This is a genomic window from Sphingomonas lacusdianchii (assembly GCF_022664395.1).
In the GTDB taxonomy this organism is placed as follows: domain Bacteria; phylum Pseudomonadota; class Alphaproteobacteria; order Sphingomonadales; family Sphingomonadaceae; genus Sphingomonas; species Sphingomonas lacusdianchii.
Genome location: NZ_JAKRET010000008.1, coordinates 109765 through 132892, shown reverse-complemented (window position 1 = coordinate 132892; position 23128 = coordinate 109765). Strand labels below are relative to the sequence as shown.

The following is a 23128-nucleotide window of genomic DNA, read 5'->3' as shown; positions in this document are numbered from 1 at the left end:
CCGGAGTTTCCTGATGCGTCTCGGCCTTGCGCTGCTGCTTTCGACCGCCCTGTTCGCCCCCGCCCAGGCGCAACAGCGCCCCGCCGCCGCTGCCCAAGCGACGGTCCCGCCGATCGCCTATACCGAACGCACCCTGCCCAACGGCCTGCGCGTCTATGCCATTCGCGACACGTCGAGCGCGAACGTCTCGGTGCAGGTCTGGTACGATGTCGGGTCGAAGGACGATCCCGCCGGGCGGTCGGGGTTCGCGCACATGTTCGAGCATCTGATGTTCAAGGCGACGCGCAACCTCGTCCCCGAACAGCTCGACCGGCTGACCGAGGATGTCGGCGGGTACAACAACGCGTCGACGGCAGACGATTACACCAATTATTACGAGGTGGTGCCGGCCAACCACCTGCAGCGGCTGCTGTTCGCCGAGGCCGACCGGATGGCGACGTTGGTCGTCGATCCCAAGACCTTCGCGTCGGAACGCGAGGTGGTGAAGGAGGAATTGCGCAGTCGCATCCTTGCCCAGCCCTATGGCAAGCTGTTCGGCCTCTACGCGCCGATGGTGTCCTATAGCCGCCATCCCTATGCCCGGCCGGGTATCGGGTCGATCGCCGATCTGGATGCGGCGACGATCGACGATATCCGCGCCTTCCACGCGACCTATTACCGGCCCGACAATGCGGTGCTGGTGGTCGCGGGCAATTTCGATCCCGCACAGCTCAACCGCTGGGTCGACCAGTATTTCGGCCCCATCGCCAAGCCCGGCCGCCCGATCCCGCGCGTGACCACCGACGAACCTGTCCGCCAGCAACCGGTGACGAAGACGGTGTACGAGGCGAACACGCCGCTGCCCGCTATCCTCATCAGCTATCCGCTGCCGCCCGCCAGCCATCCCGATCAGGCGGCACTGGAAGTGCTCGACGCCATCCTGTCGAGCGGCGACAATTCCCGGCTGCACCAGTCGCTGGTCTATCGCGATCAGATCGCGCAGGACGTCGGCGTGCAGCTCGACGCCAAGCAGGGGCCGGGCACGTTGTCGCTCTACGCCATCCTTGCCGGCGGCAAGTCGGTCGCGGAGGGCGAGGCGGCGCTGAAGCGCGAGGTCGCCCGCCTGATCGCGACCCCGCCCACGCCCGCCGAACTGGCCGAGGCCAAGAACGAGATCACCACCGCCGAACTGCTGTCGCGCGAAACGGCGGAAGGGAAAGCGTCGGCACTGGCGCAGGGCGTGATCGTCGAGCGCGATCCGCAGGCGGCGGACAAGGGGCTTGCCGCGATCGGCCGCGTCACTGCCGCCGACGTCCAGCGCGTCGCGAAGACGTGGCTGGCGGCCAATCGTGCCGCGACGATCCGCTATCTGCCCGACACCGCCAAGCCGGCGAATGCGACCAGCGATACGATCGCCATCGCCGACAGCGTCGTCACCGCGTCGCTGGCGGTGCCGCCCGGCATCGCCATCCACACGCCCGCGCCCGAAGGGCAGCGCATCCTGCCCCCCGCCCCCGCCGCGCCGGTACAGGTCGCGATTCCCGTGCCGGTCGAACGTCGCCTGCCCAACGGCATGCGCGTCGTCGTGGTCGAGAAGCGCGGGCTTCCGGTCGTGACCGCCGCGCTGGTCGGCGGCGGCGGTGCGGTCGCCGACCCGCAAGGACGCGCGGGCGTCGGCGAACTGACTGCCGGATTGTTGACGCAGGGGACAAAGACCCGGTCGGCGACCGAGATCGCGCGCGCGGTCGAATCGCTCGGCGGCAGCATCGGCAGCGGCGCGGGCTGGGATTCGCAGAGCGTGACGCTGACCGTCGGTTCGGCACAGGCCGCGCCCGCGCTCGCCATCCTCGCCGATGTCGCGCGCAACCCCGCCTTTGCTCAGGAAGAGATCGACCGGCTGCGCACGCGGACCATCGACGGCGTGTCGGTGGCGCTGACCGATCCGGGACAGTTGGCGGGTCTGGTCGCCGATCGCGCGGTGTTCGGCGCGTCGCCCTATGGCCATCCGGCAACCGGCACGCCCGCTTCGCTGAAGGCGATCACGCGCGACGATGTGGTGTCCGCCTATCGCCGCGCATGGCAACCGGACGAGGCGACGCTGATCCTGGTCGGCGATCTGACCGCCGATGCCGGAACGGCGCTGGCCACGCGCCTGTTCGGCGACTGGACGGCCGATCGGGGCACGGCCCCTCCTCCCCCGCCGGTCTATGCCGCGCCCCAACCGCGCGTGATCGTCGTCGACATGCCGGGTGCCGGACAGGCCGGCGTGGTCGTTGCGCGTCCCGGCATCGCGCGTGATGACAAGGACTATTTCCCCGCCGCTGTCGCCAATGCGACGCTGGGCGTCGGCTTCTCCTCGCGGCTCAACCAGGAAATCCGGATCAAGCGCGGGCTTGCCTATGGCGCACGTTCCGAGCTCGATGCGCGTCGCGCGAACGGGCTGATCGGCGCGTCGACCCAGACCAAGAACCCCTCGGCACCCGAGGTCGTCAAGATCATCACCGACGAATTCCGCCGGCTGGGCAGCGAACCGGCACCGGAAGCCGAACTGGCGACGCGCAAGGCGGTGCTGACCGGCAATTTCGGGCGGACGATCGAACGGACCAGCGGCATTGCCGGCACCATCGCCACCTATGTCGCCGATGGCGTCCCGCTCGCCCGGATCGCGACCTTCCTCCCTTCGGTCGAAGCGGTCGGGCCGGCGGCGGTCCAGTCGGTCGCGGCGCGGGTAATGGACCCCAAGGCGGCGAGCATCGTCGTGGTCGGCGACGCCAAGCAGTTCCTCGAACCGTTGCGCGCGGCGTATCCGGGGTTGGTGGTGATCCCGGCGGCATCGGTCGATCTGGGGAGCGCGGATCTGCGATAACCAGATCCTCCCCGCTCCGCGGGGAGGGGGACCGCCTTGCGACTGTCCAGTTCGGATTTCACCAAATCCTCCCCGGCACGGGGAGGGGGACCGCCGCGTAGCGGTGGTGGAGGGGGGTGTCCGCAGGCGGTGCGTTCGTGGAAATCCCCCTCCACCAGCCTGCGGCTGGTCCCCCTCCCCGTGCCGGGGAGGATTTGTTCACGAAGCGGGCGGATATTTAGGGTAGAGCGCTCGGCCATGGCCAGCCTTGTTCGGAACCGGTGGATCGCAGGCGGCGTCGCCCTTCTGCTCACCGGTACCGTGGTGGTGCAGTTCCAACCAACTGAACCGCAACCGGCACCCCCGCCGACCCGCTTCGGCTATGAAGCCGACGACCATTTCCCCGGCGCGGCGCTCCTGCTGGTCGACGCCCCCGTCCGCCGGGGCGAGACCGGCACGACCGCCCTGCCCCCGTCGCCCGTCCCGAACGACACTACCGACACCTCGATCCGCGCCGCCCAACCCTTCGTCCTGCGCGGCACCCAGCTTGACCGTGCCCCGCGCGCTGCAATGCCTGACCAGCGCGGTCTATTACGAAGCCGGCAACGAACCCGATGCCGGGCAGCGCGCCGTGGCGCAGGTCGTGCTCAACCGCGTGCGGCATCCCGCCTTTCCGGCGACGGTGTGCGGCGTCGTGTTTCAGGGATCGGACCATCCGCGCTGCCAGTTCAGCTTTGCCTGCGACGGAGCGATGGCACGGACGCCGGCACCCGCGGTCTGGCTGCGCGCCCGGCGGGTCGCGGCGCGCGCCTTGACCGGCGAAGTGTTCGCACCGGTCGGGCTGGCGACGCATTACCACACCTATGCGGTCACGCCGTCGTGGAACCGGGGGCTGGTGATGACCGGGGTGTTCGGCGCGCATTTCTTCCACCGGTGGAAGGGGTGGTGGGGCACCCCCGCCGCGTTTCGCGACCGCTATATGGGTGGCGAGCCGCTGCCCGGGCCGTTGCAGCCCCCGGCGCTACCCGCCGCCGCCATCCCGAGCGTGACGATACCGATCGCAGCGCCACCCCCGCCCGCGCCCGCCGCCATGGCGACACCCGCGGCACCCGCGGCACCTGCGCTGCCGGCCGACTCGCAGATCCTCGATCGCTGGAAGGATTCGGGCCAGCCGCTACGCTGACGTGACATTCGCGGCACCCGCGCCTACCTGAACCGCGAACCACCGGAGATACCCTATGTCGCTGACCGTCGCCGTCCAGATGGACCCCATATCGGGCATCAACATCGCGGGCGATTCGACCTTTGCGCTGATGCTGTCGGCGCAGGCGCGCGGGCACCGGCTGTTCCATTACGCGCCCGAGGACCTGAACCAGTCGGGCGACCGGGTGTGGACGCGGGCCTTTCCGGTGACGGTGCAGCGGGTGGTCGGCGATCACTTCACGCTCGGCGATCCGGTGTCGCTCGATCTCGGCGAGCAGGCCGATGTCGTGCTGATGCGGCAGGACCCGCCCTTCGACCTCGGCTATATCACCGCGACGCATCTGCTGGAGCGGATCAGCGACCGGACGCTGGTGGTCAACGATCCGGCATCGGTGCGCAACGCGCCCGAAAAGCTGTTCGTGCTCGATTATCAGCGCTTCATGCCGCCGACGCTCATCACCCGATCGGTCGACGAGGCGCGTGCGTTCCTCGCCGAGCACGGTTCGATCGTGGTCAAGCCGCTGCACGGCAATGGCGGCAAGGCGATCTTCAAGATCGACGGCGATGCGCAGAACCTGTCGTCGCTGATCGAGGTGTTCAACACCGCCTATCGCGAGCCGCATATGGTGCAGGCGTTCCTGCCGGCGGTGGCGCAGGGCGACAAGCGGATCGTGCTGGTCGATGGCGCGGTCGCGGGCGCGGTCAACCGCCTGCCCGGTGCCGGCGAAATCCGCTCCAACCTCGCGGTCGGCGGCACTGCGGCCAAGACCGAACTGACCGAGCGCGAACGCGAGATTTGCGCCGCGCTGGGGCCGGAATTGAAGCGGCGCGGGCTGATCTTCGTCGGGATCGACGTGATCGGCGGCGAATGGCTGACCGAGATCAACGTCACCTCCCCCACCGGCATCGTCGCGATCGAGAAGTTCGACGGCACCGACGTCGCGGGCATGATCTGGGACGCGATCGAGGCACGGGTGGCGGCGCGGTAACGGCACGAAAGCCGGCGCCGCACGTTCCGCACTCCCATGACGACCTTCATCCTCGATGCCATCGCGCGTGGCGGTTATCTCGGCATCTTCCTGCTGATGGCGCTGGAGAATGTCGTTCCGCCGATCCCGTCGGAGGTCATCATGGGCCTGGGCGGGATGGCGGTGGCGCGCGGCGACATGGCGATGGTGCCGCTACTGCTCTGGGGTACGGCGGGCACCACCGCCGGCAATTACTTCTGGTACGCGATCGGGCGGCGCTTCGGCTATCACGGGCTGAAGCCGTTCGTCGATCGCTGGGGCCGGTGGCTGACGGTCGAATGGGAGGATGTCGAGAAGCTGCACCGCTTCTTCCGCAAACATGGCGGCAAGACGGTGTTCGTGTTCCGCTTCATGCCGACCTTTCGGACGATGATCTCGCTACCCGCCGGCATGGCGTGCATGCCGCGCTGGCGCTTCTTCCTCGCGACCTTCACCGGCAGCATCGTGTGGAACGCGGTGCTGGCCTATGCCGGACTGTGGCTGGGATCGAATTTCGAACAGCTCGACCATTATGTCGGCCCGGTCGCGATCGGCATGTCGGTCGCGATCGTGCTGTTCTATCTCTACCGCGTCGTCACCTGGAAACCACGCGCGCAGCGTTGAGGCCGACAAGAAAAACGCCCCGGTTTGACCCGGGGCGCTTTCGTTTTCAGCGATCATGCATCTGATCAGGCAGCCGGCGGTACGGCCTCTTCCTCGGTACGGACACGGCGACGGCGACGCGGACGCTCGGCGGTATCGTCGCCGGCCGACAGCGCCGGCGGCAGGCGATCCGCTTCGATCGACGGTGCCGCTTCCTCGACCGGCGCGGGCGCTGCTTCGACGCGCGCGCGCGGGGTGCGGCGACGAACCGGCTTAGCCTCCGGCGCTTCGGCAGCGACCGGTGCCGGGGCGGGCGCAGGCGCCGCTACCGGAGCAGCCTCGACCTGTTGCGTGCCGACTTCGCCTTCGACGCCGCGCTGCTCGCCAAGATCGGCGGCAGGCTGCTGCATCCGGCCACTGTCACGACGCAGCCGCTCGCGGGGCTGACGCTCTTCACGCGGCTGACGCTCCTCGCGCGGCGCGCGATCTTCGCGGGCCTGACGCTCTTCGCGCGGGGCGCGATCGTCGCGCTGGCTACGGTCTTCGCGCGGCTGGCGGTCGTCACGGGCATAGCGGTCCTCACGCTGCGCACGCGGCTGACGATCGTCGCGATTGCCGCGATCTTCGCGATTGCCACGGTCGTCGCGCTGGTTGCCACGATCGTTGCCGGTCTCGTTGTCGTCGAGATCGAAATCCTCGTCCTCGGCGCCGTCGAACTCGTCGCGGGCGCGGCGCTGTTCCTCGACGCGCGAGCGGCCGGCTTCGAGCACGCGGAAATAATGGTCGGCGAACTGGAGATAATATTCGGTGTTCACCCGGTCGCCGGCGCGTTGGGCGTCGGCGGCGAGGTTCTTATACTTCTCCAGCAACTGCGCGGCGTTGCCGCGGGCGCGATTGTCGATGCGATTGCCGTTGTCGCGCGGGTTGCCGCCGCCGCTTCCCGGCTGACGCTGGCCACCGCGACCGCGACGGCGGCCGGCCTGACGATTGTTCATCAAGGGTTGGTTGTCCTGTCCTTACCTGTCCGTCGATCTACCGATCCCGGATGCGAGCAAATCCGCAAGGCGATGCATGGGCACCGTCCGCCTGCCATGACCACCGGACGACAGTGGTACACATGACGATGGAAGGAGCCACGCCCCGCAATCAACGACCTGGTCGATGGTGCCTGCCCCAAGCCGGTCTTAGCGGCTGCGCACGGCTTATCCAAGGGAAAATATGTGTCCGATCCGGTGCATTTCAACCGGCAATCACACAACGCGGCCGCCCGCCCAGATCGCGCACCAGCCGCGCGGACAGACCGGCCCCCTCGACCAGCGCCATGACCGCGTCGCCCTGCTCATGGCCGATCTCGATCGCGGCGATCCCGGCGGGGGCAAGCAGGCGCGGCAGATCGGGGACGATCCGCCGGTAATCGTCGAGCCCGTCGGCCCCGGCGAACAGCGCCGCTGCGGGCTCGTGGCCGACCACCTCCTGTGGCAGCACCTCCGCCGTCCCGATATAGGGCGGGTTGGCGAGGATCAGGTCGAAGCGTTCATCGATGCCGGCGGTCCAGTCGCCGGTGCGCAGGACGGCGCGATCCGCCATCCCCAGCGCCGCCGCATTGCGGCGGGCATAATCGAGCGCCGCATCCGACGCATCGATGCCCAGCCCGCTCGCCCGCGGCCATTCGGTCAGCGCCGCCAGCAGCAGCGTGCCGGGTCCGGTACCGAGGTCGAGGATCCGTGCGGGCGCACCGCCCGCGAAATGCGCGACCGCCGCCTCGATCAGCGTCTCGCTGTCGGCGCGCGGCACCAGCACGCCGGGGCCGACCATCAGGTCGATCGTCCAGAAGGCGCGGGTGCCGGTGATATAGGCGACCGGTTCATGGGTGAGGCGGCGTTCGACCAGCGCGTCGAACGCGGCCGGGACCGGATCGTCGAGCCGGGCGAGCAGCATCGCCTCGCGCGTGCAGCCCAGTGCGTGGGCGGCGAGCAGTTCGGCATCGAGACGGGGGGAGTTGGAGACAGCGGCAATGCGTGCCGTTGCTGCGGTCAGCGCGTGGCGCAGCGTGGTCATGGGTTCACGCGAAGGCGCGAAGGCGCGAAGAGAAGAAGAGGGATTTCGCGCAGAGGCGCAGAGGCGCGGAGAAGGTGCGCTCCGGGCAATCGTCCGCGCCGAAAGGCGCTTTCCGACTGGATTGCGAGGACGGTTGAGAGGGATCGCTGCGCGATCAGCCTTCGCAACCTCTCTGCGCCTCTGCGCCTCTGCGCGAAATCAATCCTTCTTCGCGTCTTCGCGCCTTCGCGTGAACCGAATTCAAGCATCCAGCGTCGCCAGCCGCTCCGCTTCGTCCTGTGCGATCAGCGCGCCGATCAGTTCCTCCATCTCGCCTTCGAGAATTTCGGGCAGGCGATGCAGCGTCAGGTTGATACGGTGGTCGGTCACCCGCCCCTGCGGGAAATTGTAGGTTCGGATGCGCTCCGACCGGTCGCCCGAGCCGACCATCGATCGGCGCGTCCCCGCGCGTTCGTCGGCCAGCCGCTGGCGCTCCGCCTCGTACAGACGGGTGCGCAGGACCTTGAGCGCCTTGGCCTTGTTCTTGTGCTGCGACTTTTCGTCCTGCTGGATCACGACCAGCCCGGTCGGCAAATGGGTGATGCGCACCGCCGAATCGGTGGTGTTGACCGACTGGCCGCCCGGCCCCGACGAACGATAGACGTCGATGCGCAGGTCCTTGTCATCGATCTGCACGTCGACATCCTCCGCTTCGGGCAGGACGGCGACGGTGGCGGCGCTGGTATGGATCCGCCCGCCGCTCTCGGTCGCGGGCACGCGCTGGACGCGGTGGACGCCGGACTCGAATTTGAGGCGCGCGAAGACGCCCGCGCCGGTGACGCTGGCGACGACTTCCTTGTACCCGCCCGCATCCGACACCGATGCCGAGATCAGCTCGACCCGCCAGCCGCGATTGTCGGCATAGCGCTGATACATGCGGAACAGGTCGCCCGCGAACAGCGCCGCCTCGTCGCCGCCGGTGCCGGCGCGGATTTCGAGCATCGCCGCACGTTCGTCGGCTGCGTCGCGCGGCAGCAGCGCGAGCGCCAGCGCGCGTTCGGCGGCATCGAGCTGCTGACGGTTGGCGTGGAGTTCCTCCACCGCCATCGCGCGCAGATCGTCATCGGCGTCCTGCGTCATATAGGCCAGGCTCTCGCTCTCGGCGCGCAGCCGCCGCACCTCGCCCGCCGCCTGTGCGACGGGTTCGAGTTCGGCATATTCCTTCGACACCGCGACGAACCGGTCGCCCGGCAGGTCGCCGGTCGCCATCTGCGCCGCCAGTTCGTCGCGCCGCGCCTCGATCTGGGCGATGCGTTCGGGGGCGATGGTCATTCGCTATCCGATACCTGCCAGAGCCCTTCGCGCCATTCGCCGATCATTTCGTCCAACACCGATTCGCCATCGACTTCCCCATCGGTCAGTCCCGATGAATAAAGCGTGGCGGCATGCAGGAATGCGTCACGATCCTCGGCAGACAGATCGATCTGACGACCGGTGGCGAGCAATTTGACCGTCACCGCCCCGTCGGCCCCGACCAGCGCAACCATCGATGCGCCCTGCGTATCGGCCTTGGCCATGCGGCGCTTCAGGTTGCCGCGATACGCCATGTCGGCGACCGCGCCCGCGCCCCGCAACTCCTGCAGCAACGCCATGGCCGGCGTGTCTGCTCCGGCCTCGCGCGGGATAACGCAGACGGCGGCGCGCGGCGCTTCCGGCTCCTCCAGCAGCATCGCCAGCCGCTCGATCCCGGCGGCCCAGCCGACACCCGGCGTCGCGGGACCACCAAGGCTTTCGATCAGCCCGTCATAGCGCCCGCCGGCGAGCACCGTGCCCTGCGCGCCCAGCCGGTCGGTGACGAATTCGAACGCGGTGTGGCGATAATAATCGAGCCCTCGGACCAGCCGGTCGTTGCGGGTCCACTTCACCCCCGCCGCGTCGAGACCACCGGTCACCGCCGCGAAGAAGTTCGCCGCCTCCGCCGTCAGATACGTGTCGATCCCCGGTGCCGCATCGGCGATCGGGCGGTCGCGCGGGTCCTTCGAATCGAGGATGCGCATCGGGTTCTTGTCGAGCCGCTTGAGGCTGTCTTCCGACAGGTCGCCGCGATGCGCCTCGAAATGCTCGACCAGCGCGGTGCGCCATGCGTCGCGCGTCGCGGCGTCCCCGAGCGTATTGAGCTGCAGCGTCACGCCATCGGCGATGCCCAATTCGTGGAGCAGTTGATCGGCCATCGCCAGCAATTCGACATCGGCCATCGGCTCGGCCGCGCCGATGACTTCGGCGTCGATCTGGTGGAACTGGCGATAGCGGCCCTTTTGCGGGCGTTCGTAGCGGAAGACCGGGCCGTGGGTCGCGAGCTTCAAGGGTGCATATTGCTGCCACCCTTCGGTCAGGTACGCGCGGGCGATGCCGGCGGTGAATTCGGGGCGCAGCGTCAGCGAATCGCCGCCGCGATCCTCGAACGAATACATTTCCTTCGACACGACGTCGGTCGTCTCGCCCAGCGAGCGCGCGAACACCGCGGTCGATTCGAAGACCGGCACCTCGACCCGCGAGAAACAGTAAAGGCGGCGGACGCGTTCGAACGTTTCGGCGACATGGGTAAAGCGCCGCTCGAAATCGCCGAATATGTCCTGCGTACCCCGGACGGGGCGTGGTGTCGTGATCTTGGCCATTGGGCGGCGGTATTTATGGCCTCCGCCGTCCGAACGCCAGCGATTAGCGCCGGGGGTACGGCGTTCGATCCTGCCCGGTTCGGCGCAACTGCCGCCAACGCGCACCATTGACCATGTCCGCCCGACTGTGGCAGGGGCAATGCCTCCACGCCGCAGCGTGCGGGCGGGTATAGCACAATGGTAGTGCAGCAGCCTTCCAAGCTGAATACACGGGTTCGATTCCCGTTACCCGCTCCAATTTCCTATCGCGGACCGAACAGGATCACGGCGCAGCCGCCGACGCACAGCGCTGCGCCGGTCAGGTCGAACCGGTCGGGCACCAGCCCTTCGACCGCCCAGCCCCATAGCACCGCACTGAGGACATAGATGCCGCCATAGGCCGCATAGGCGCGCCCCGCCCCGGCGGCATCGCTCTGCGCCAGCACCCAGGCGAACGCCGCCAGCGCGGCGAGGCCGGGCAGCAGCCACCATGGCGACCGGTCGAGGCGCCACCATGCCCAGAAGGCGAAGCAACCGCCGATTTCGAGCAGCGCGGCGATGGCGAAGAGGATGGGGGTCGGGATCGTCTTGCTTCCCGCGAAGCACCGCCGCGCTTGCCTAGCGCGGGCGGTGGTGGACAGGGCTGGATTCGAACCAGCGTACGGGAAACCCGGGCAGATTTACAGTCTGCTGCCTTTAACCACTCGGCCACCTGTCCAGCCGCCGCTGGGACGGGCTGGCCGTCCGAGCGAGCGCGCCCATTGCCGTCCCCGGACGGCGCTGTCAACGCCTTGCGCCACTTTGTCGGGCAACTTAGCGTCGTCGGCACATATTTTTCGACGCGAGGACCCCGAATTGCGCGCAATCCTGCTGGCCACCACCCTGATCGCCGCACCGCTGGCGGCGCAAAGCGTCGATCGCGACGCCGTGAACCGGATCATCGACGAAGGCACCAGCCATACGCAGGTCATGCCGATCGCCCAGCATCTGACCGACGTGATCGGTCCGCGCCTGCCCAATTCGCCGGCGATGCGCGACGCCGAGCGCTGGACCGAGGCGAAGTTTCGCGAATGGGGGCTGAATGCCAGCCGCGAGGGCTTCGAATTCGGACGCGGCTGGACGATCGAGCGCTCCAGCGTCCGCATGGTCACGCCCCGGCCCGTCCAGCTGACCGCGATCCCGATCGCGTGGACGCCGGGCACCAATGGCCGCATCACCGCGCCGGTGATCGTCGCGCCGATCGCCGAGGAGGCCGACTTTGCCGACTGGCGCGGCAAGCTGTCGGGCAAGGTGGTGATGGTATCGCGGCCGGGCGAGGGATCGGAACCGGGCGAGGCACCGTTCCGTCGCCTGACCGGCGAGGATCTGGCCAAGGCCGATAGCTGGAAGGAACCGGTGTATGATCCGGCCGATACCGATCGCCGCGCCAAGCGGCTCGACTTCGCGCGCAAGCTCGATGCGTTCCTGAAGGCCGAGGGTGCGGTGGCGATGGCGACCATGTCGTCGCGCGACGGCAAGCTGCTGCACGGATCGGGCTATCTGTTCACGCGCGCGGTCGCGCCCGCCGTGCCGGGGATCGAGATCGCGGCGGAGGATTATCGCCGGCTCGCGCGGCTGTCGGTCAGCGGGGCGGCGCCGACGATCGAGATCGACAGCCAGGTCCGCTTCGACGACAGCGACGCGACCGCCTACAACATCATCGCCGACCTGCCCGGCACCGATCCCAAGGCGGGCTATGTCATGGCCGGCGCGCATTTCGACAGCTGGGTCGCGGGCGACGGTGCCGCCGACAATGCATCGGGCACCGCGGTGGTGATGGAGGCGGCGCGCATCCTGTCGGCGCTGAAGGTCCGACCGAAGCGGACGATCCGCTTTGCGCTGTGGAATGCCGAGGAACAGGGGCTGCTCGGCAGTCTCGCCTATGTCGAGCGACATATCGCGACGCGGCCCGAACCGGCGGGCGGCAAGGATGGTGGCCTCGCCCGCTTCTATGGCTGGACCAACCGCTTCCCGATCACGAAGAAGCCCGGCTATGACGCGATGACCGCGTACTTCAACATCGACAATGGCTCGGGCAGGATTCGCGGGATCAACGCCGAGAACAACGTTGCCGCGGTGCCGAGCTTACGCGAATGGCTCAGCCCCTTCGCGTCTATGGGCGCGACCACCGTCGCCAACCGGCGGACCGGGTCGACCGATCACTATTTCTTCCAGTCGGTCGGGTTGCAGGGCTACCAGTTCATTCAGGACCCGCTCGACTATGGCAGCCGCTTGCACCATAGCAGCATCGATACCTTCGATCACCTCAAGGGCCCCGACATGCGGCAGAACGCGATCATCCTCGCGTCGCTGCTGCTGAGCGCGGCCAATGCCGAACGGCCGCTGCCGCGTCCGCCCCTGCCCACCCAGCCGGTCGCTACCGACCCCTACGCTACCCCTGAGAAAGACTGACATGGCCCGCAAAGGACACCGCCCCAGCAAGGCTTCGCCGCAGCGTCCGCGCTTCTGGGGCCGGCATGCCGCCTTCGCCGCGCTCGACAATCCGGAGCGGGTGATCCGCAAGATCTGGTGCACGCGCGAAATGGGGTCGCAGCTGGTCCTGCCCGAAGGCGTGCCGGTGGTGTTCGCCGAGGCCGCCGACCTCGCCCGCTTCGTGCCGCCCGATGCGCCGCACCAGGGGATCGTGGTCGAGGCCGATCCGCTGGAGGATATCTGGCTGGCCGACCTGATCGAACAGGGGCGCGACGACGACCGGCCGATCCTGCTGCTCGATCAGGTGACCGACCCGCATAATGTCGGCGCGATCCTGCGCTCGGCAGCCGCGTTCGACGCGCTGGGGATCGTGACGCAGGACCGGCACGCGCCGCCCGAATCGGGGGTGGTCGCGCGATCGGCGTCGGGCGCGCTGGAGAGCGTGCCGTGGGTGCGCGTCGTCAACCTGTCGCGGGCGCTGGTCGAGCTGGGCGAGGCCGGTTACTGGCGCGTCGGGCTGACGGGGCATACCGACACGACGCTGGCGCAGGCGCTGGGCCCGAAGCGAGTCGCGCTGGTGCTGGGCGCCGAGGGCGAGGGCATGCGGCAGAATACCGAGGCGCATTGCGACATCCTCGCCAAGCTGCCGATTTCGGACCGGGTGGAGAGTCTGAACGTGTCGAATGCGGCGGCGATCGCGCTGTATGCGGTGGCGACGGCGGGCTGACGAATTAGCGGCGCTAATTCGCACCCCGCCTAGCCCGGCCGGCGGGGCGTAGCCCCGTTCGACGACATGGGCTTTGCCCATGGCGGGCTTGTGGGGGCAACCGGGTTCTCGACGGACGCTTCTCGACAAGCTCGAAGCTGCTCGAACTGAACGGATTTGGGGTAATGGCGTGCCCCTAACCCCCACCCACCGCGTTCGGTTCGAGTAGGGATCGAGCGTAGTCGAGAGCCCGTATCGAGAACGGGGTTCCGCATAAGCAGCACGACATGGGCAAAGCCCATGTCGTCGGACGGGCCGATAACCCGCCGGCCGGGCGGGGCATGTCCCGCCAAAGGCTGGACCCGGTCTGCGGCTTCAGTCTTCGTCCGCTATGGTCACGATAAGCCCATCCAGCCCCGCCTCAAACGGCACCTGACAAGACAACCGCGACGTCGCCCGCCGGTCGTCGACCGCATCGAGCAGATCGTCCTCGTCCTCGCTCATCGGCGGCAGGCGGTCGAGGAACGCCGGGTCGACATAGACATGGCAGGTCGCGCACGAACAGCAGCCGCCGCACAGCGCGAGCAGTTCGTCGAAGCCATTGACCTTGAGCACTTCCATCACCGACAGCCCGGCCTCGCCGTCCACGGTTCGTTCTTCCCCGGCGCGGGTGACGACGGTAAGCTTGGGCATCGTGCATTCTCCTGTCGCCGCCCCATGCCGGGACGGCCGAAGCTTTTCAAGGACCGGTCATGGGGCTTTCCGCCGAACAATTGCGCAGCTCGCTCGACGCGCTGGCGCGGATCGAGCCGGCGTTCGGGGCGGCGCTGGCCTATGCCGGCTATCCCGAGCCGCGCATCCGCGAGCGCGGCTATGCGACGCTGCTCAGGACCATCGTCGGGCAGCAGGTGAGCTACAAGGCGGCCGATGCGGTGTGGCGAAAGCTGGAGGCGACGCTGGGCGATGCGACCGATCCCACACGGATCGCGGGGACCAGCGACGAGGAACTGCGCGCCGCCGGGCTGTCGCGGCAGAAGACCGGCTATGCCCGCAGCCTTGCCGACGAAGTGCTGAGCGGGCGGCTCGACCTTGCCAACCTGCCCGCCGATGACGAGGAAGCGATCGCGCAGCTGGTACGGATCAAGGGCATCGGGCGATGGTCGGCCGAAATCTATCTGCTGTTCGCCGAAGGACGGACCGATGTCTGGCCGGCGGGCGACCTGGCGGTGCAGGTCGAGATCGGGCGGATATTGGGCCTGCCCGAACGGCCGAGCGAAAAGGCGATCCGCGAACTGGCCGAGAAATGGCGTCCGCATCGCAGCGCCGCGACGGTATTCGCATGGCATCATTATATGTTCGACCCGGCGACGCAGGCGGCGAAGAATAGTGCGATTTAGGCGGCGGCCAAAGCACCGGCCGACGCCGGCTTTGCCTGTGGCGGGACACTGAAAACAAAGCGAAAATCCGCATAAGTTCACAAAGTTCACACTCGCCGCGTTGTGCGCGCTTCGCCTGACGTTGCGGCGGTCGAGCAGCAAATGCGGTTATCAACGGGCGTCGGCAAATATGACAGAGCGGGCCGCTGTAGGACAGCGGTTCCGGTCTGGCGTCGAACTGGGCGATCTTCGGTCATCCTCGCCCTATCGCGGCTGCGCCGCTCCCCCCTCGCCCACCGGGAGAGCGAAAGACGCCGGTGGCGGGCCATGGGCAATACCGGATTTCAGCGTTAGTCTGCCGCCGACTTCCGGGGGACTGCCATGCGTCGGATGCTGCTGCTTGCCATCGCCTGTGCCGCGCCGCTTACCGCTGCCGAGCCGGCCAACCCGCTGGCCGGGCGCTGGGTCGTCGATTTGTCGACCGATCCGGCCAAGCCCTATCGGAAAACGATGGAATTGCAGCTGGCGGCCGATGGGTCGGTCACCGGCAGCTTTTACGACAGCGTGATCGAAGGCGGGCGGTGGAAGACCGATCGGGGACGGACCTGCGTCAGCTTCCGAACCAGCGACGGCGTCGGGCCGTATCACAGCAGCGGGTGCCTGCGCGGCGCGGTGGTCGAAGGGCAGACCTGGGCCGAGCATCGCAAGTTCCTGTTCAACTGGAATGCGACCCGGGAATAGCTGCGATCTATTCCCGGCATCCGACATATTTTCCATAGGCAGGGCGATAGCGTGCAACAGTTCGTGTCGAGACGACAGGAGCCCTTTATCGGCATGGTCATTTGCGGCCTAGCTGCGGCATTTCTCGCTAAATTATTCTTCTATTTTCTGACGGCGTCTGCAGGGCATATCGAACTGGCAGTGACGATATTGGTGTTTGCGGTGATGGCGTACGGGACGATCGATTTCGCCATCCGGTTTGTCAGACCCACGAAAATCAGTCTCGAGGAACGCCGGTTGGTCGTCGAAACGCCGTTCGGCACCCGCTATTTCGAGCGGGACCGGATCGTTCGCGTTGCGGGGATCGGAAGCCTTCTCCTTTTCGTGAAGCAGCCGGACGGAACGGAAACAGCCCTGGCGATCGGCCATTGGCCCAAGGAACTGGGGCCGGCGGTCAAAGCCTATGCCGCGGGCCGACAAGTGTAGCGCTGGCCGATCCGCGACGAAGTTCGTGGTTGAGCGGAACCACAGGATCGGGCGTAGCAACCGACAGCAAAGGCAGCACCGGACCCCGATACGGCGCGGTGTTCGAGACGTTACCGCCCTGCCCACCAACCGGCATAGGGCGTGTTCTCGACCTTCCGCCGGTTATAGTCGGGCGCGCGGTCGTCCCACCAGACCGGGCCGCGTTCGCCGAGCGCCACCTTGGCCGCATCGACCGCCTTGCGCGCCGCTGCCACCGCGGCGTCGTCGCCCGCGCGCTTCCCCGCACCGACCGCGCGGCGGGCGTCCATCAGGTCGTGGACCAGCCGTTCGCGTTCCGCCTCCGACAGGTCCGGCCGGGTCGCACGCCACAGCACGCCGTCGACCACGATATAGCGGCCGTCGGGCGTACGCGGCGGGTGGGTCATGCCGGCTCGATCAGTCGCCGGGCCTGGGCGCGCGCCTCGTCGGTGATCTCGGCGCCCGACAGCATCCGCGCGATTTCCTCGCGGCGTTCGTCGCTCGACAGGGGCCGCACGCCGGTTCGGGTGACGATGCCGTCATGCGCCTTGGCGATCAGCAGGTGGCGGTCGCCACGCGCCGCGACCTGCGGACTGTGGGTGACGACCAGCAACTGCGTCGCGCGCGACAGGCGGGCGAGGCGGTCGCCGATCGCCGAGGCGACCGCCCCACCGACGCCGCGATCGATTTCGTCGAAGATCATCGTCGCCGCCCCGCCCTCTTCGGCCAGCGCGACCTTCAGCGCGAGGATGAAGCGCGACAATTCGCCGCCGCTCGCGATCTTGGCGAGCGGGGCGAAGGGGGCGCCGGGGTTGGTCGAGATTTCGAATTCCACCCGGTCGCGACCTGAGGACGACCATTGCCCCTCGTCGAGATCGGCGACGACGGTGCGGAAGCGCGCGGCGTCGAGCTTCAGCGGCGCGAGTTCGCCCGCGACGGCGGCGTCGAGGCGGGTCGCGGCTTCGGTGCGCGCGGCGTGGACGCGGTCGGCTTCCTTGGCAAAGGCGGCACGGGTGGTCGCGACCGTCGCTTCCAGCTTGCCGATGCCGGCCTCGCCCGATTCGAGCAGTGCCAGCCGGGCGGCGAGGTCGCCGGCGAGCGTGGCGAGGTCGTCGGGCTGGACGCGGTGCTTGCGGGCCATGGCGCGGAGCGCGAAGAGCCGCGCCTCGTCCTCCTCCAGCGCGCCGGCATCGAAGGCGAGCGCATCGGCGGCATCGCGCAGTGCGGTCTCGGCGGCCTCGGCCTCGACCAGCGCGCGGTCGACGGCGGCGAGCGATTCGGTGAGCGCGGGATGCGCCTCGGCGATGCGTTCGAGCGCGCGCGCCGCCTGTCGCAGCGCCGACAGCGCGCCATTGGGACCGTCGAGCCGTTCCTCGACCTGGGTCAGGTCGCCCGCGACCTTCTCGGCGCGCTGCATTGAACGGCGGCGTTCGGCGAGCGCCTCTTCCTCGCCCGCTTCGGGGGCGAGCGCGGTCAGTTCGCCGACGGCATGTTCGAGCCAGTCGCGGTCGCGCTGCGCCACCTCGATCTCGGCCAGCGCCACGCCCAGCGCAGCTTCGGCATCGCGCCAGTCGCGATAGGTGCGGGTCAGTGGCGCGGTGTCGATCCGGCCGAAACCGTCGAGCAACGCGCGGTGGCCGCGCGGGTTGAGCAGGCCGCGATCGTCATGCTGGCCGTGAATCTCGACCAGATAGGCGGCAAGGTCGCGCAGCAATCCGGCGGACGCTGGCTGGTCGTTTACGAAGCCGCGGCTGCCGCCATCGGCCTTGACGATGCGGCGGATGATGAGCGGCTCGCCGGGTTCGAGGTCGAGGCCGTTATCGTCGAACAGCCGCGCGACCGGGCCGTCGGGCGCGGGCGCGGTAAAGATCGCGGTCACCGCCGCCTGTTTGGCGCCGTGGCGGACCAACGCGGTATCGCCGCGCGCGCCGAGTGCGAGGCCCAGTGCATCGAGCAGGATCGATTTGCCCGCGCCGGTCTCCCCGGTCAGCACGCCGAGACCGGCGGCGAAATCGAGGTCGAGCGCCTCGATCAGCACCACGTCACGAATGGAAAGCGCCGTCAGCATCGCGCCCTCCTTACCCGCGGAACAGCCGGAGAACAAACCCCTTCGTGCGGCGCGGCGCGGGTTTTGGGGGATGGAGGCGGTTCCAGTCGACTACGCGACAAGCGCAATGCCACCGCATTCAAACTGGGTAGTCGACGAGAACCCCGTTACCGCGCCAACGGATCCCTTGCCGACGCTTGCGCGCATCTTATTGCACCCCGGCGCAGGCCGGGGTCCAGTCGGGTGACGTCGGCAACTTACCGAAAGGCTATCCCAACTGGACCCCGGCCTTCGCCGGGGTACGACTTGGTTACTCTCGGAACGAATCGTCCTTCGTCTGGATGCCGCCGCTGCAAGCGTGTCGAAGCGAAACGCCGGCCTCAGTTGCCCGGATTGCCGACCGATCCGCCCGAACCGCTGGTGGTCGTGCCGTCGGTCGGGCCGGTCGGCGATCCGGTGACCGGGGGCGGCGTGGTGGCGGGCGGGGTCGGCGCGCCGGCCGGGTTGAGCGACGCTTCGGGCGTGTCCTCGGCCGGCTCGACCGTCACCGTGCCGACCGGCGGCGGAGCGGGCTTGGCATAGGTGACCGGGATCGGCTTGGGCGGCGGCGGGCTCTTGTCCTTGATGAGGTCATAGGCGCGCTGATACCAGTCGGTGCCCGGATAGTTGGCGCCGAGTACCGCCGCCGACTTCTTCGCCTCTTCGGGCACGCCCAGCGCCAGATAGGTTTCGGTCAGGCGCATCAGCGCCTCGGGCGCGTGGGTCGTCGTCTGATACTGGTCGATGACCGCGCGGAAACGCATCGCCGCGCCCAGCCACTGGCCGCGCTGCTGATAGAAGCGGCCGATCTCCATTTCCTTGCCCGCAAGGTGATCGCGCACGAGGTCGAGCTTCAGCCGGGCGTCGGCGGCATAGGGCGTGTTGGGATAGCGGCGCGACAATTCGCCCAGCGCGTCCATCGCCTGCATCGTGATCTTCTGGTCGCGCGTCACGTCGCTGATCTGCTCGTAATAGGAGAGCGCGATCAGATAATAGGCATAGGGCGCGTCGCGGTTGCCCGGATGGACCGACAGGAAGCGCTGCGCCCCGGCGATCGCCTTGGTATAGTCGCCGTCGAGATAATAGCTGAACGCGCCCATCAGCTGCGCGCGGCGCGCCCAGATCGAATAGGGGTGCTGGCGCTCCACCTCGTCGAACAGGGCGGCGGCGACCTTGTATTGCTGGCGGTCGAGCCTGCTCTTGGCGGCGGTGTAGAGCGTGCCCACGTCGCGGGCGACATAGGGCAGATCGCGGCCGGCCCCCGCGCCGCCACGGGCACAGGCGGAAAGGCCGACGCCGGCGAGAGCGACGAGGATGAGCGCGGATGCGCGGGTCGATACGGTACGCATGGGCGACGCTTCTACTGCGCAAGGGGTATCGCGAACAGTCCCTTTCGCGCGAGGGTAAGGGGTAGCGCTAACCATGGGTTTCGCGCATGGGAGCCGCGACCTGTTCAACGCCCAATCGGAGTGCGTTCATGCCCGTCACCAAGCTCGAAATGCACCGCGTCGAAAAACCATGGGGGCGCCACAGCCTCGGCTTCGGTTTCGAAGACCAACCGGCGGACCGCGATCCGGTCGGCGAAATCTGGTACAAGACGCCGGGCGACGATACCCCCGACCTGCTGGTCAAGTACCTGTTTACGTCGGAGAAACTGTCGGTGCAGGTCCATCCCGACGATCGTCAGGCGCAGGCGCGCGGGCTGCCGCGCGGCAAGGACGAATGCTGGACGCTGCTGGCCGCCGAGCCCGATTCGACGATCGCGCTGGGTACGCTCGAACCGATGACCGCCGAACAGCTGCGCGACGCCGCGCTCGACGGGTCGATCGAGACGAAGCTCGACTGGAAGCCGGTGAAGGCAGGCGATTTCTTCTATGCGAAGTCGGGCACGGTCCATGCGATCGGCGCGGGGATCACGCTGATCGAGATCCAGCAGAATTCGGAAACGACCTACCGGCTGTACGATTATGGCCGTCCGCGCGAACTACATCTGGACGACGGGGTCGCGGTGTCGGACGCGCGGCCGTTCGTGGCGCCGCACGCACCGGGCAAGATCGCCGAGGACCGCGCCATCCTGGTCGACGGGCCGAAATTCGTGCTGGAACGCTGGACCGGCGGAGAGCGGACGGTGACGGTGCCCGCGGGCGTCAAGGGCTGGTTCGTGCCGGTTACCGGATCGGGCAGCGCCGACGGCGTCGCATGGGCGGCGGGCGACTGCCTGACCTTCGAAGGGCAAGTTACCGTCCGGTCGAACGAAGATGCCGACCTGTTGTTCGCCTATCCGGGCGAAAAATATAGCTGACCCAAAAGTGAACGGAACGTAGTTTTCCGTTCACGCAACTTGGAACGGGGCGCGCCGTTCTACTTGCCATCCTCACGGAGTGGAGAAGTAAGATGCGTACCCCGATCCTTGCCACGCTGGTCGCGGCGATTGCTCTGCCGACCATGGCCGCCGCGCCGGCGATGGCGCAGACGCCGCGCCAGGAATATCGCGAAGACCTGCGCGATGCGCGCCGCGACTACCGCCGCGACGTCCGCCGGGCCGACGACCGCCGCGACCTGCGCCGCGCCGAGAACGAATATCGCCGCGACGTGCGCGACGCGCGCCGCGACCCGCGCCAGAACCAGCGCGACTGGCGCGGCTATCGCAACTATGACTACAACCGGTTCGAACCGGGCCGGAACCGCTATTATGCCGATCGCTATTATCGCGACGGCCAATATTACCGGACCCGCGCGCTGACCCGCAACGACCGCATCTATCGCGGGCAGGATAACCGCTATTATTGCCGACGCAGCGACGGCACGACCGGCCTCATCATCGGCGGCCTCGGCGGCGGTGTGCTCGGCAATGTGATCGCGGGCGGCGATTCGCGGCTGCTCGGCACGCTGATCGGTGGCGGTGCGGGTGCGCTGCTCGGCCGGTCGGTCGATCGCGGACAGGTGGTCTGCCGCTGATCGGTTAGCGGGTGGCCGGGGCGGTGGAGCGCCGCCCCGGTTGACGCCCGCCGACGATATAGACCGCAAGGCCCGCCCAGATCAGCCCGAAACAGGCCAGTCGGGTCGGCGTCAGCGTCTCGCCGAACACCGCGATCGCCAGCAGGAATTGCAGCGACGGGGCGATGAATTGCAACATGCCCATCGTCGCGAGGCGCAACCGGCGTGCGGCAGCGGAAAACAGCAGTAGCGGCGCGGTGGTCACCGCGCCGGCCAGCACCAGAAGGCCCGCCATGCCCGGCCCCTGTTCGAACGCCATGGGCTGTTTGCTGCCCAGCCACAGCAGATAGCCGAGCGCGACCGGGGCGAGCAGCGTGGTTTCGACCATCAACCCTTCGAGCGCGCCGACCGACACCGTCTTGCGGATCAGGCCGTAGAGCGCGAAGCTGATCGCGAGGCTGAGGCTGATGCCCAGCGCGATCCATGACGATCCGAAGGCGAACAGCGCGACCCCCGCCCCGGCCAGCGCGACCGCGACCCCCTGCGTACGGTTCATGCGTTCGCCGAGCAAGACGACGCCGAGCAGCACGTTGAGCAGCGGGTTGAGGAAATAGGCGAGGCTGGCGGCCAGCACCTGTCCGTGGAGCACCGCCCAGACATAGACCAGCCAGTTGATCGCGATGAAACCGGCGCTGGCGACCAGATTGGCCAGCGCCTTCGGGTCGGTGAACGCCGCGCGCAACAGCGCCCCGCGCCGGACCGCGATGACGATGCCAGCGACCAGCAGCGCCGACCACAGCACGCGCTGCGCAACGATCTCGCCCGCGTCGATCGGCCCCAACAGCCGGAAATACAGGGGCAACAGGCCCCACAGGACATAGGCGCCGACGCCGAACGCCAGCCCCTGCCGGTCCGCCCCCTCGCTCATGTCGTCAGATCAGGCCGCCGGTCAGGAAGAGGCGCAGGCCGCTGACGATCAGGATGATGAGGTTCAGGTTGCGGCCCGACGTCTTCGACGACAACAGCCCGACGACGAAGCCGACCAGCGCGATCGGGAACACGATCCAGTTCATCAGCGAGATGACGGGGATCAATGCCGGGATGGCCAGCACCAGTGCGACAAGGCCGATCAGGATCGAAAATATGTTCAGCATGGGACAGGACATGGCCCCCCGTCCGCCGTCGAGCAATGGCAGCAATGGTTTTTTACGGTACGATGGAATCTTAAGGCGCGGTCCATAGGGTCGCCGCCGACCGACCACCGGAGCCGCAAGTCGATGATTCGTGCCCTGCCCCTCGCGATCCTGTTGCTGTTGGGCGGATGCGGCGGCGGAGGCGCGCCCGACAACGGCGTCGACACGCTCGACGCGCAACTCGCCCGGGCGAATGCGACCGATCCGGCGGTGACCGCGGCGTTGCAGGACCAGATCATGGTCGACCCGACGCTGACCGCCCAGGCCAATGGCGATGCGGTGCGCCCGCCCGACCGCCCCTACAGCGCCGCCGCCCCCGCCCCGACGATCGCGGCGGGCAGCGCCGCGCCGGAGGAATCGCTGCGATCCGCCCCCGCCCCCGGCGCCTGTCCGTCGTGCAAGGGCGGGCGCGAGGCGCTGACGCTGGGCGAACTGGCCAGCGTCCAGCGTAGCGGCAACCGGCAATGCGCGACCAAGGTCGGCTATTCGGCGGGCTGGGCCAATCGCCTGCCCGCCGCCTTCGCGCTGCATCCCGATGCGCGGGTGACCGAAGCGGCGGGGACCGACGCCGATGGCTGCCGGTTGCGCGTGGTCAGCTTCGTGATCGCGCAGCCGGTCGGGCGCATGGTCGACTGGTATTATACCCGCGCGACCAAAAGCGGCTATTCGGCCGAGCATCAGGCCGATGGCGACCAGCATGTGCTGGGCGGGACGCGCGGCAATGCGGCCTATGCGGTGTTCCTGTCGCCCGAGGGACAGGGCACGTCGGTCGATTTGATCGTCGACGGCGGCTGATCTTTACGCGC

The 23128-nt window shown here is 68.2% G+C and carries 23 protein-coding genes and 2 tRNA genes; 13 read left to right on the top strand and 12 right to left on the bottom strand.

Features of this window, described 5'->3' with window-relative positions; all coding sequences use genetic code 11:
- The first annotated feature begins 13 nt into the window (after nt 1-13).
- The 4 genes from MF607_RS12580 to MF607_RS12565 all read left to right on the top strand — a co-directional run bounded on the left by MF607_RS12580 (nt 14) and on the right by MF607_RS12565 (nt 5658).
- Nucleotides 14-2845, top strand: a complete 2832-nt coding sequence (locus MF607_RS12580) for a M16 family metallopeptidase (protein ID WP_242119243.1) — start codon at nt 14-16, stop codon at nt 2843-2845.
- Nucleotides 2846-3377: 532 nt separating this feature from the next.
- The gene (locus tag MF607_RS12575) at nt 3378-4007 is read left to right on the top strand and encodes a cell wall hydrolase (RefSeq protein ID WP_242119394.1); all 630 of its coding nucleotides are present in this window, start codon (nt 3378-3380) and stop codon (nt 4005-4007) included.
- A 55-nt stretch (nt 4008-4062) separates the two neighbouring features.
- Nucleotides 4063-5016 (top strand): glutathione synthase, encoded by a 954-nt coding sequence (gene gshB, locus MF607_RS12570; RefSeq protein WP_242119236.1) that lies wholly within the window; start codon nt 4063-4065, stop codon nt 5014-5016.
- A gap of 36 nt (nt 5017-5052) precedes the next feature.
- Entirely contained in the window at nt 5053-5658 is a 606-nt protein-coding gene (locus MF607_RS12565; RefSeq protein ID WP_242119234.1) for a DedA family protein, read from the top strand.
- A gap of 65 nt (nt 5659-5723) precedes the next feature.
- Here the strand turns inward: MF607_RS12565 and MF607_RS12560 are convergent, their stop codons facing one another.
- The 4 genes from MF607_RS12560 to hisS all read right to left on the bottom strand — a co-directional run bounded on the left by MF607_RS12560 (nt 5724) and on the right by hisS (nt 10349).
- On the bottom strand, nt 5724-6632 hold the full coding sequence (locus MF607_RS12560; RefSeq protein ID WP_242119232.1) for a DUF4167 domain-containing protein: 909 nt from the start codon (nt 6630-6632) through the stop codon (nt 5724-5726).
- Nucleotides 6633-6876: 244 nt separating this feature from the next.
- On the bottom strand, nt 6877-7695 hold the full coding sequence (gene prmC / locus MF607_RS12555) for a peptide chain release factor N(5)-glutamine methyltransferase (RefSeq protein ID WP_242119230.1): 819 nt from the start codon (nt 7693-7695) through the stop codon (nt 6877-6879).
- Between the two features lie 240 nt (nt 7696-7935).
- Nucleotides 7936-9006: a peptide chain release factor 1 gene (gene prfA / locus MF607_RS12550; protein ID WP_242119228.1), complete on the bottom strand. Its 1071-nt coding sequence runs from the start codon at nt 9004-9006 to the stop codon at nt 7936-7938.
- The gene (hisS, locus tag MF607_RS12545; RefSeq protein ID WP_242119226.1) at nt 9003-10349 is read right to left on the bottom strand and encodes a histidine--tRNA ligase; all 1347 of its coding nucleotides are present in this window, start codon (nt 10347-10349) and stop codon (nt 9003-9005) included. Before hisS ends, prfA begins: the two co-directional genes overlap by 4 nt.
- 163 nt (nt 10350-10512) lie before the next feature.
- Here hisS and MF607_RS12540 point away from each other — a divergent pair.
- Nucleotides 10513-10586 (top strand) — tRNA-Gly (locus tag MF607_RS12540).
- A gap of 5 nt (nt 10587-10591) precedes the next feature.
- Here the strand turns inward: MF607_RS12540 and MF607_RS12535 are convergent.
- Both MF607_RS12535 and MF607_RS12530 read right to left on the bottom strand, forming a co-directional pair.
- The gene (locus MF607_RS12535) at nt 10592-10912 is read right to left on the bottom strand and encodes a YnfA family protein (RefSeq protein ID WP_242119392.1); all 321 of its coding nucleotides are present in this window, start codon (nt 10910-10912) and stop codon (nt 10592-10594) included.
- A 47-nt stretch (nt 10913-10959) separates the two neighbouring features.
- A tRNA-Tyr gene (locus tag MF607_RS12530) sits at nt 10960-11046 on the bottom strand.
- Between the two features lie 137 nt (nt 11047-11183).
- Between MF607_RS12530 and MF607_RS12525 the strand changes: the two genes are divergently transcribed.
- Nucleotides 11184-12779, top strand: coding sequence for a M20/M25/M40 family metallo-hydrolase (locus tag MF607_RS12525; protein WP_242119224.1), 1596 nt, complete (start codon nt 11184-11186; stop codon nt 12777-12779).
- A 1-nt stretch (nt 12780) separates the two neighbouring features.
- Nucleotides 12781-13527: a 23S rRNA (guanosine(2251)-2'-O)-methyltransferase RlmB gene (gene rlmB, locus MF607_RS12520; protein WP_242119221.1), complete on the top strand. Its 747-nt coding sequence runs from the start codon at nt 12781-12783 to the stop codon at nt 13525-13527.
- A 354-nt stretch (nt 13528-13881) separates the two neighbouring features.
- Here rlmB and MF607_RS12515 read toward each other — a convergent pair whose 3' ends face one another.
- Nucleotides 13882-14199 carry a 2Fe-2S iron-sulfur cluster-binding protein gene (locus MF607_RS12515; RefSeq protein WP_242119219.1) on the bottom strand — a complete coding sequence of 106 codons (318 nt, stop codon included), beginning with the start codon at nt 14197-14199 and terminating at the stop codon, nt 13882-13884.
- A 59-nt stretch (nt 14200-14258) separates the two neighbouring features.
- Between MF607_RS12515 and MF607_RS12510 the strand changes: the two genes are divergently transcribed.
- The 3 genes from MF607_RS12510 to MF607_RS12500 all read left to right on the top strand — a co-directional run bounded on the left by MF607_RS12510 (nt 14259) and on the right by MF607_RS12500 (nt 16088).
- Nucleotides 14259-14903 carry a DNA-3-methyladenine glycosylase family protein gene (locus MF607_RS12510; RefSeq protein ID WP_242119218.1) on the top strand — a complete coding sequence of 215 codons (645 nt, stop codon included), beginning with the start codon at nt 14259-14261 and terminating at the stop codon, nt 14901-14903.
- A 360-nt stretch (nt 14904-15263) separates the two neighbouring features.
- A complete protein-coding gene (locus tag MF607_RS12505; protein WP_242119216.1) occupies nt 15264-15623 on the top strand; it encodes a hypothetical protein in 360 nt (119 codons plus the stop codon).
- Between the two features lie 51 nt (nt 15624-15674).
- The gene (locus tag MF607_RS12500) at nt 15675-16088 is read left to right on the top strand and encodes a hypothetical protein (RefSeq protein WP_242119214.1); all 414 of its coding nucleotides are present in this window, start codon (nt 15675-15677) and stop codon (nt 16086-16088) included.
- Nucleotides 16089-16198: 110 nt separating this feature from the next.
- On the opposite strand, the gene MF607_RS12495 is transcribed toward MF607_RS12500, so the two are convergent.
- From MF607_RS12495 to MF607_RS12485, 3 genes are all read right to left on the bottom strand, one after another.
- Nucleotides 16199-16513, bottom strand: a complete 315-nt coding sequence (locus MF607_RS12495) for a hypothetical protein (protein ID WP_242119212.1) — start codon at nt 16511-16513, stop codon at nt 16199-16201.
- Entirely contained in the window at nt 16510-18174 is a 1665-nt protein-coding gene (gene recN, locus MF607_RS12490; protein WP_242119209.1) for a DNA repair protein RecN, read from the bottom strand. Before recN ends, MF607_RS12495 begins: the two co-directional genes overlap by 4 nt.
- 359 nt (nt 18175-18533) lie before the next feature.
- Nucleotides 18534-19541 (bottom strand): outer membrane protein assembly factor BamD, encoded by a 1008-nt coding sequence (locus tag MF607_RS12485; protein ID WP_242119207.1) that lies wholly within the window; start codon nt 19539-19541, stop codon nt 18534-18536.
- Between the two features lie 128 nt (nt 19542-19669).
- On the opposite strand from MF607_RS12485, the gene MF607_RS12480 reads away from it, so the two are divergent.
- A complete protein-coding gene (locus MF607_RS12480; protein ID WP_242119205.1) occupies nt 19670-20494 on the top strand; it encodes a class I mannose-6-phosphate isomerase in 825 nt (274 codons plus the stop codon).
- Nucleotides 20495-20586: 92 nt separating this feature from the next.
- Nucleotides 20587-21150, top strand: coding sequence for a glycine zipper 2TM domain-containing protein (locus tag MF607_RS12475; protein ID WP_242119203.1), 564 nt, complete (start codon nt 20587-20589; stop codon nt 21148-21150).
- A gap of 4 nt (nt 21151-21154) precedes the next feature.
- On the opposite strand, the gene rarD is transcribed toward MF607_RS12475, so the two are convergent.
- Together rarD and MF607_RS12465 are read right to left on the bottom strand one after the other, a co-directional pair.
- Complete coding sequence (rarD, locus tag MF607_RS12470; RefSeq protein ID WP_242119200.1) at nt 21155-22057, bottom strand: EamA family transporter RarD; 903 nt, start codon at nt 22055-22057, stop codon at nt 21155-21157.
- Between the two features lie 4 nt (nt 22058-22061).
- The gene (locus MF607_RS12465) at nt 22062-22283 is read right to left on the bottom strand and encodes a hypothetical protein (protein WP_242119199.1); all 222 of its coding nucleotides are present in this window, start codon (nt 22281-22283) and stop codon (nt 22062-22064) included.
- Nucleotides 22284-22406: 123 nt separating this feature from the next.
- Between MF607_RS12465 and MF607_RS12460 the strand changes: the two genes are divergently transcribed.
- Nucleotides 22407-23117 (top strand): hypothetical protein, encoded by a 711-nt coding sequence (locus MF607_RS12460; protein WP_242119197.1) that lies wholly within the window; start codon nt 22407-22409, stop codon nt 23115-23117.
- The last annotated feature ends 11 nt before the right edge of the window (nt 23118-23128 follow it).

Coding starts and splice junctions, on each gene's coding strand:
- MF607_RS12510 (WP_242119218.1), top strand. CDS start 14,259: ATGGGGCTTTCCGCCGAACAATTGCGCAGCTCGCTCGACGCGCTGGCG.
- prfA (WP_242119228.1), bottom strand. CDS start 9,006: ATGACCATCGCCCCCGAACGCATCGCCCAGATCGAGGCGCGGCGCGAC.
- MF607_RS12465 (WP_242119199.1), bottom strand. CDS start 22,283: ATGCTGAACATATTTTCGATCCTGATCGGCCTTGTCGCACTGGTGCTG.
- MF607_RS12565 (WP_242119234.1), top strand. CDS start 5,053: ATGACGACCTTCATCCTCGATGCCATCGCGCGTGGCGGTTATCTCGGC.
- MF607_RS12560 (WP_242119232.1), bottom strand. CDS start 6,632: ATGAACAATCGTCAGGCCGGCCGCCGTCGCGGTCGCGGTGGCCAGCGT.
- rlmB (WP_242119221.1), top strand. CDS start 12,781: ATGGCCCGCAAAGGACACCGCCCCAGCAAGGCTTCGCCGCAGCGTCCG.
- recN (WP_242119209.1), bottom strand. CDS start 18,174: ATGCTGACGGCGCTTTCCATTCGTGACGTGGTGCTGATCGAGGCGCTC.
- MF607_RS12505 (WP_242119216.1), top strand. CDS start 15,264: ATGCGTCGGATGCTGCTGCTTGCCATCGCCTGTGCCGCGCCGCTTACC.
- MF607_RS12580 (WP_242119243.1), top strand. CDS start 14: ATGCGTCTCGGCCTTGCGCTGCTGCTTTCGACCGCCCTGTTCGCCCCC.
- MF607_RS12495 (WP_242119212.1), bottom strand. CDS start 16,513: ATGACCCACCCGCCGCGTACGCCCGACGGCCGCTATATCGTGGTCGAC.
- gshB (WP_242119236.1), top strand. CDS start 4,063: ATGTCGCTGACCGTCGCCGTCCAGATGGACCCCATATCGGGCATCAAC.
- MF607_RS12460 (WP_242119197.1), top strand. CDS start 22,407: ATGATTCGTGCCCTGCCCCTCGCGATCCTGTTGCTGTTGGGCGGATGC.
- MF607_RS12515 (WP_242119219.1), bottom strand. CDS start 14,199: ATGCCCAAGCTTACCGTCGTCACCCGCGCCGGGGAAGAACGAACCGTG.
- hisS (WP_242119226.1), bottom strand. CDS start 10,349: ATGGCCAAGATCACGACACCACGCCCCGTCCGGGGTACGCAGGACATA.
- MF607_RS12475 (WP_242119203.1), top strand. CDS start 20,587: ATGCGTACCCCGATCCTTGCCACGCTGGTCGCGGCGATTGCTCTGCCG.
- prmC (WP_242119230.1), bottom strand. CDS start 7,695: ATGACCACGCTGCGCCACGCGCTGACCGCAGCAACGGCACGCATTGCC.
- rarD (WP_242119200.1), bottom strand. CDS start 22,057: ATGAGCGAGGGGGCGGACCGGCAGGGGCTGGCGTTCGGCGTCGGCGCC.
- MF607_RS12480 (WP_242119205.1), top strand. CDS start 19,670: ATGCCCGTCACCAAGCTCGAAATGCACCGCGTCGAAAAACCATGGGGG.
- MF607_RS12485 (WP_242119207.1), bottom strand. CDS start 19,541: ATGCGTACCGTATCGACCCGCGCATCCGCGCTCATCCTCGTCGCTCTC.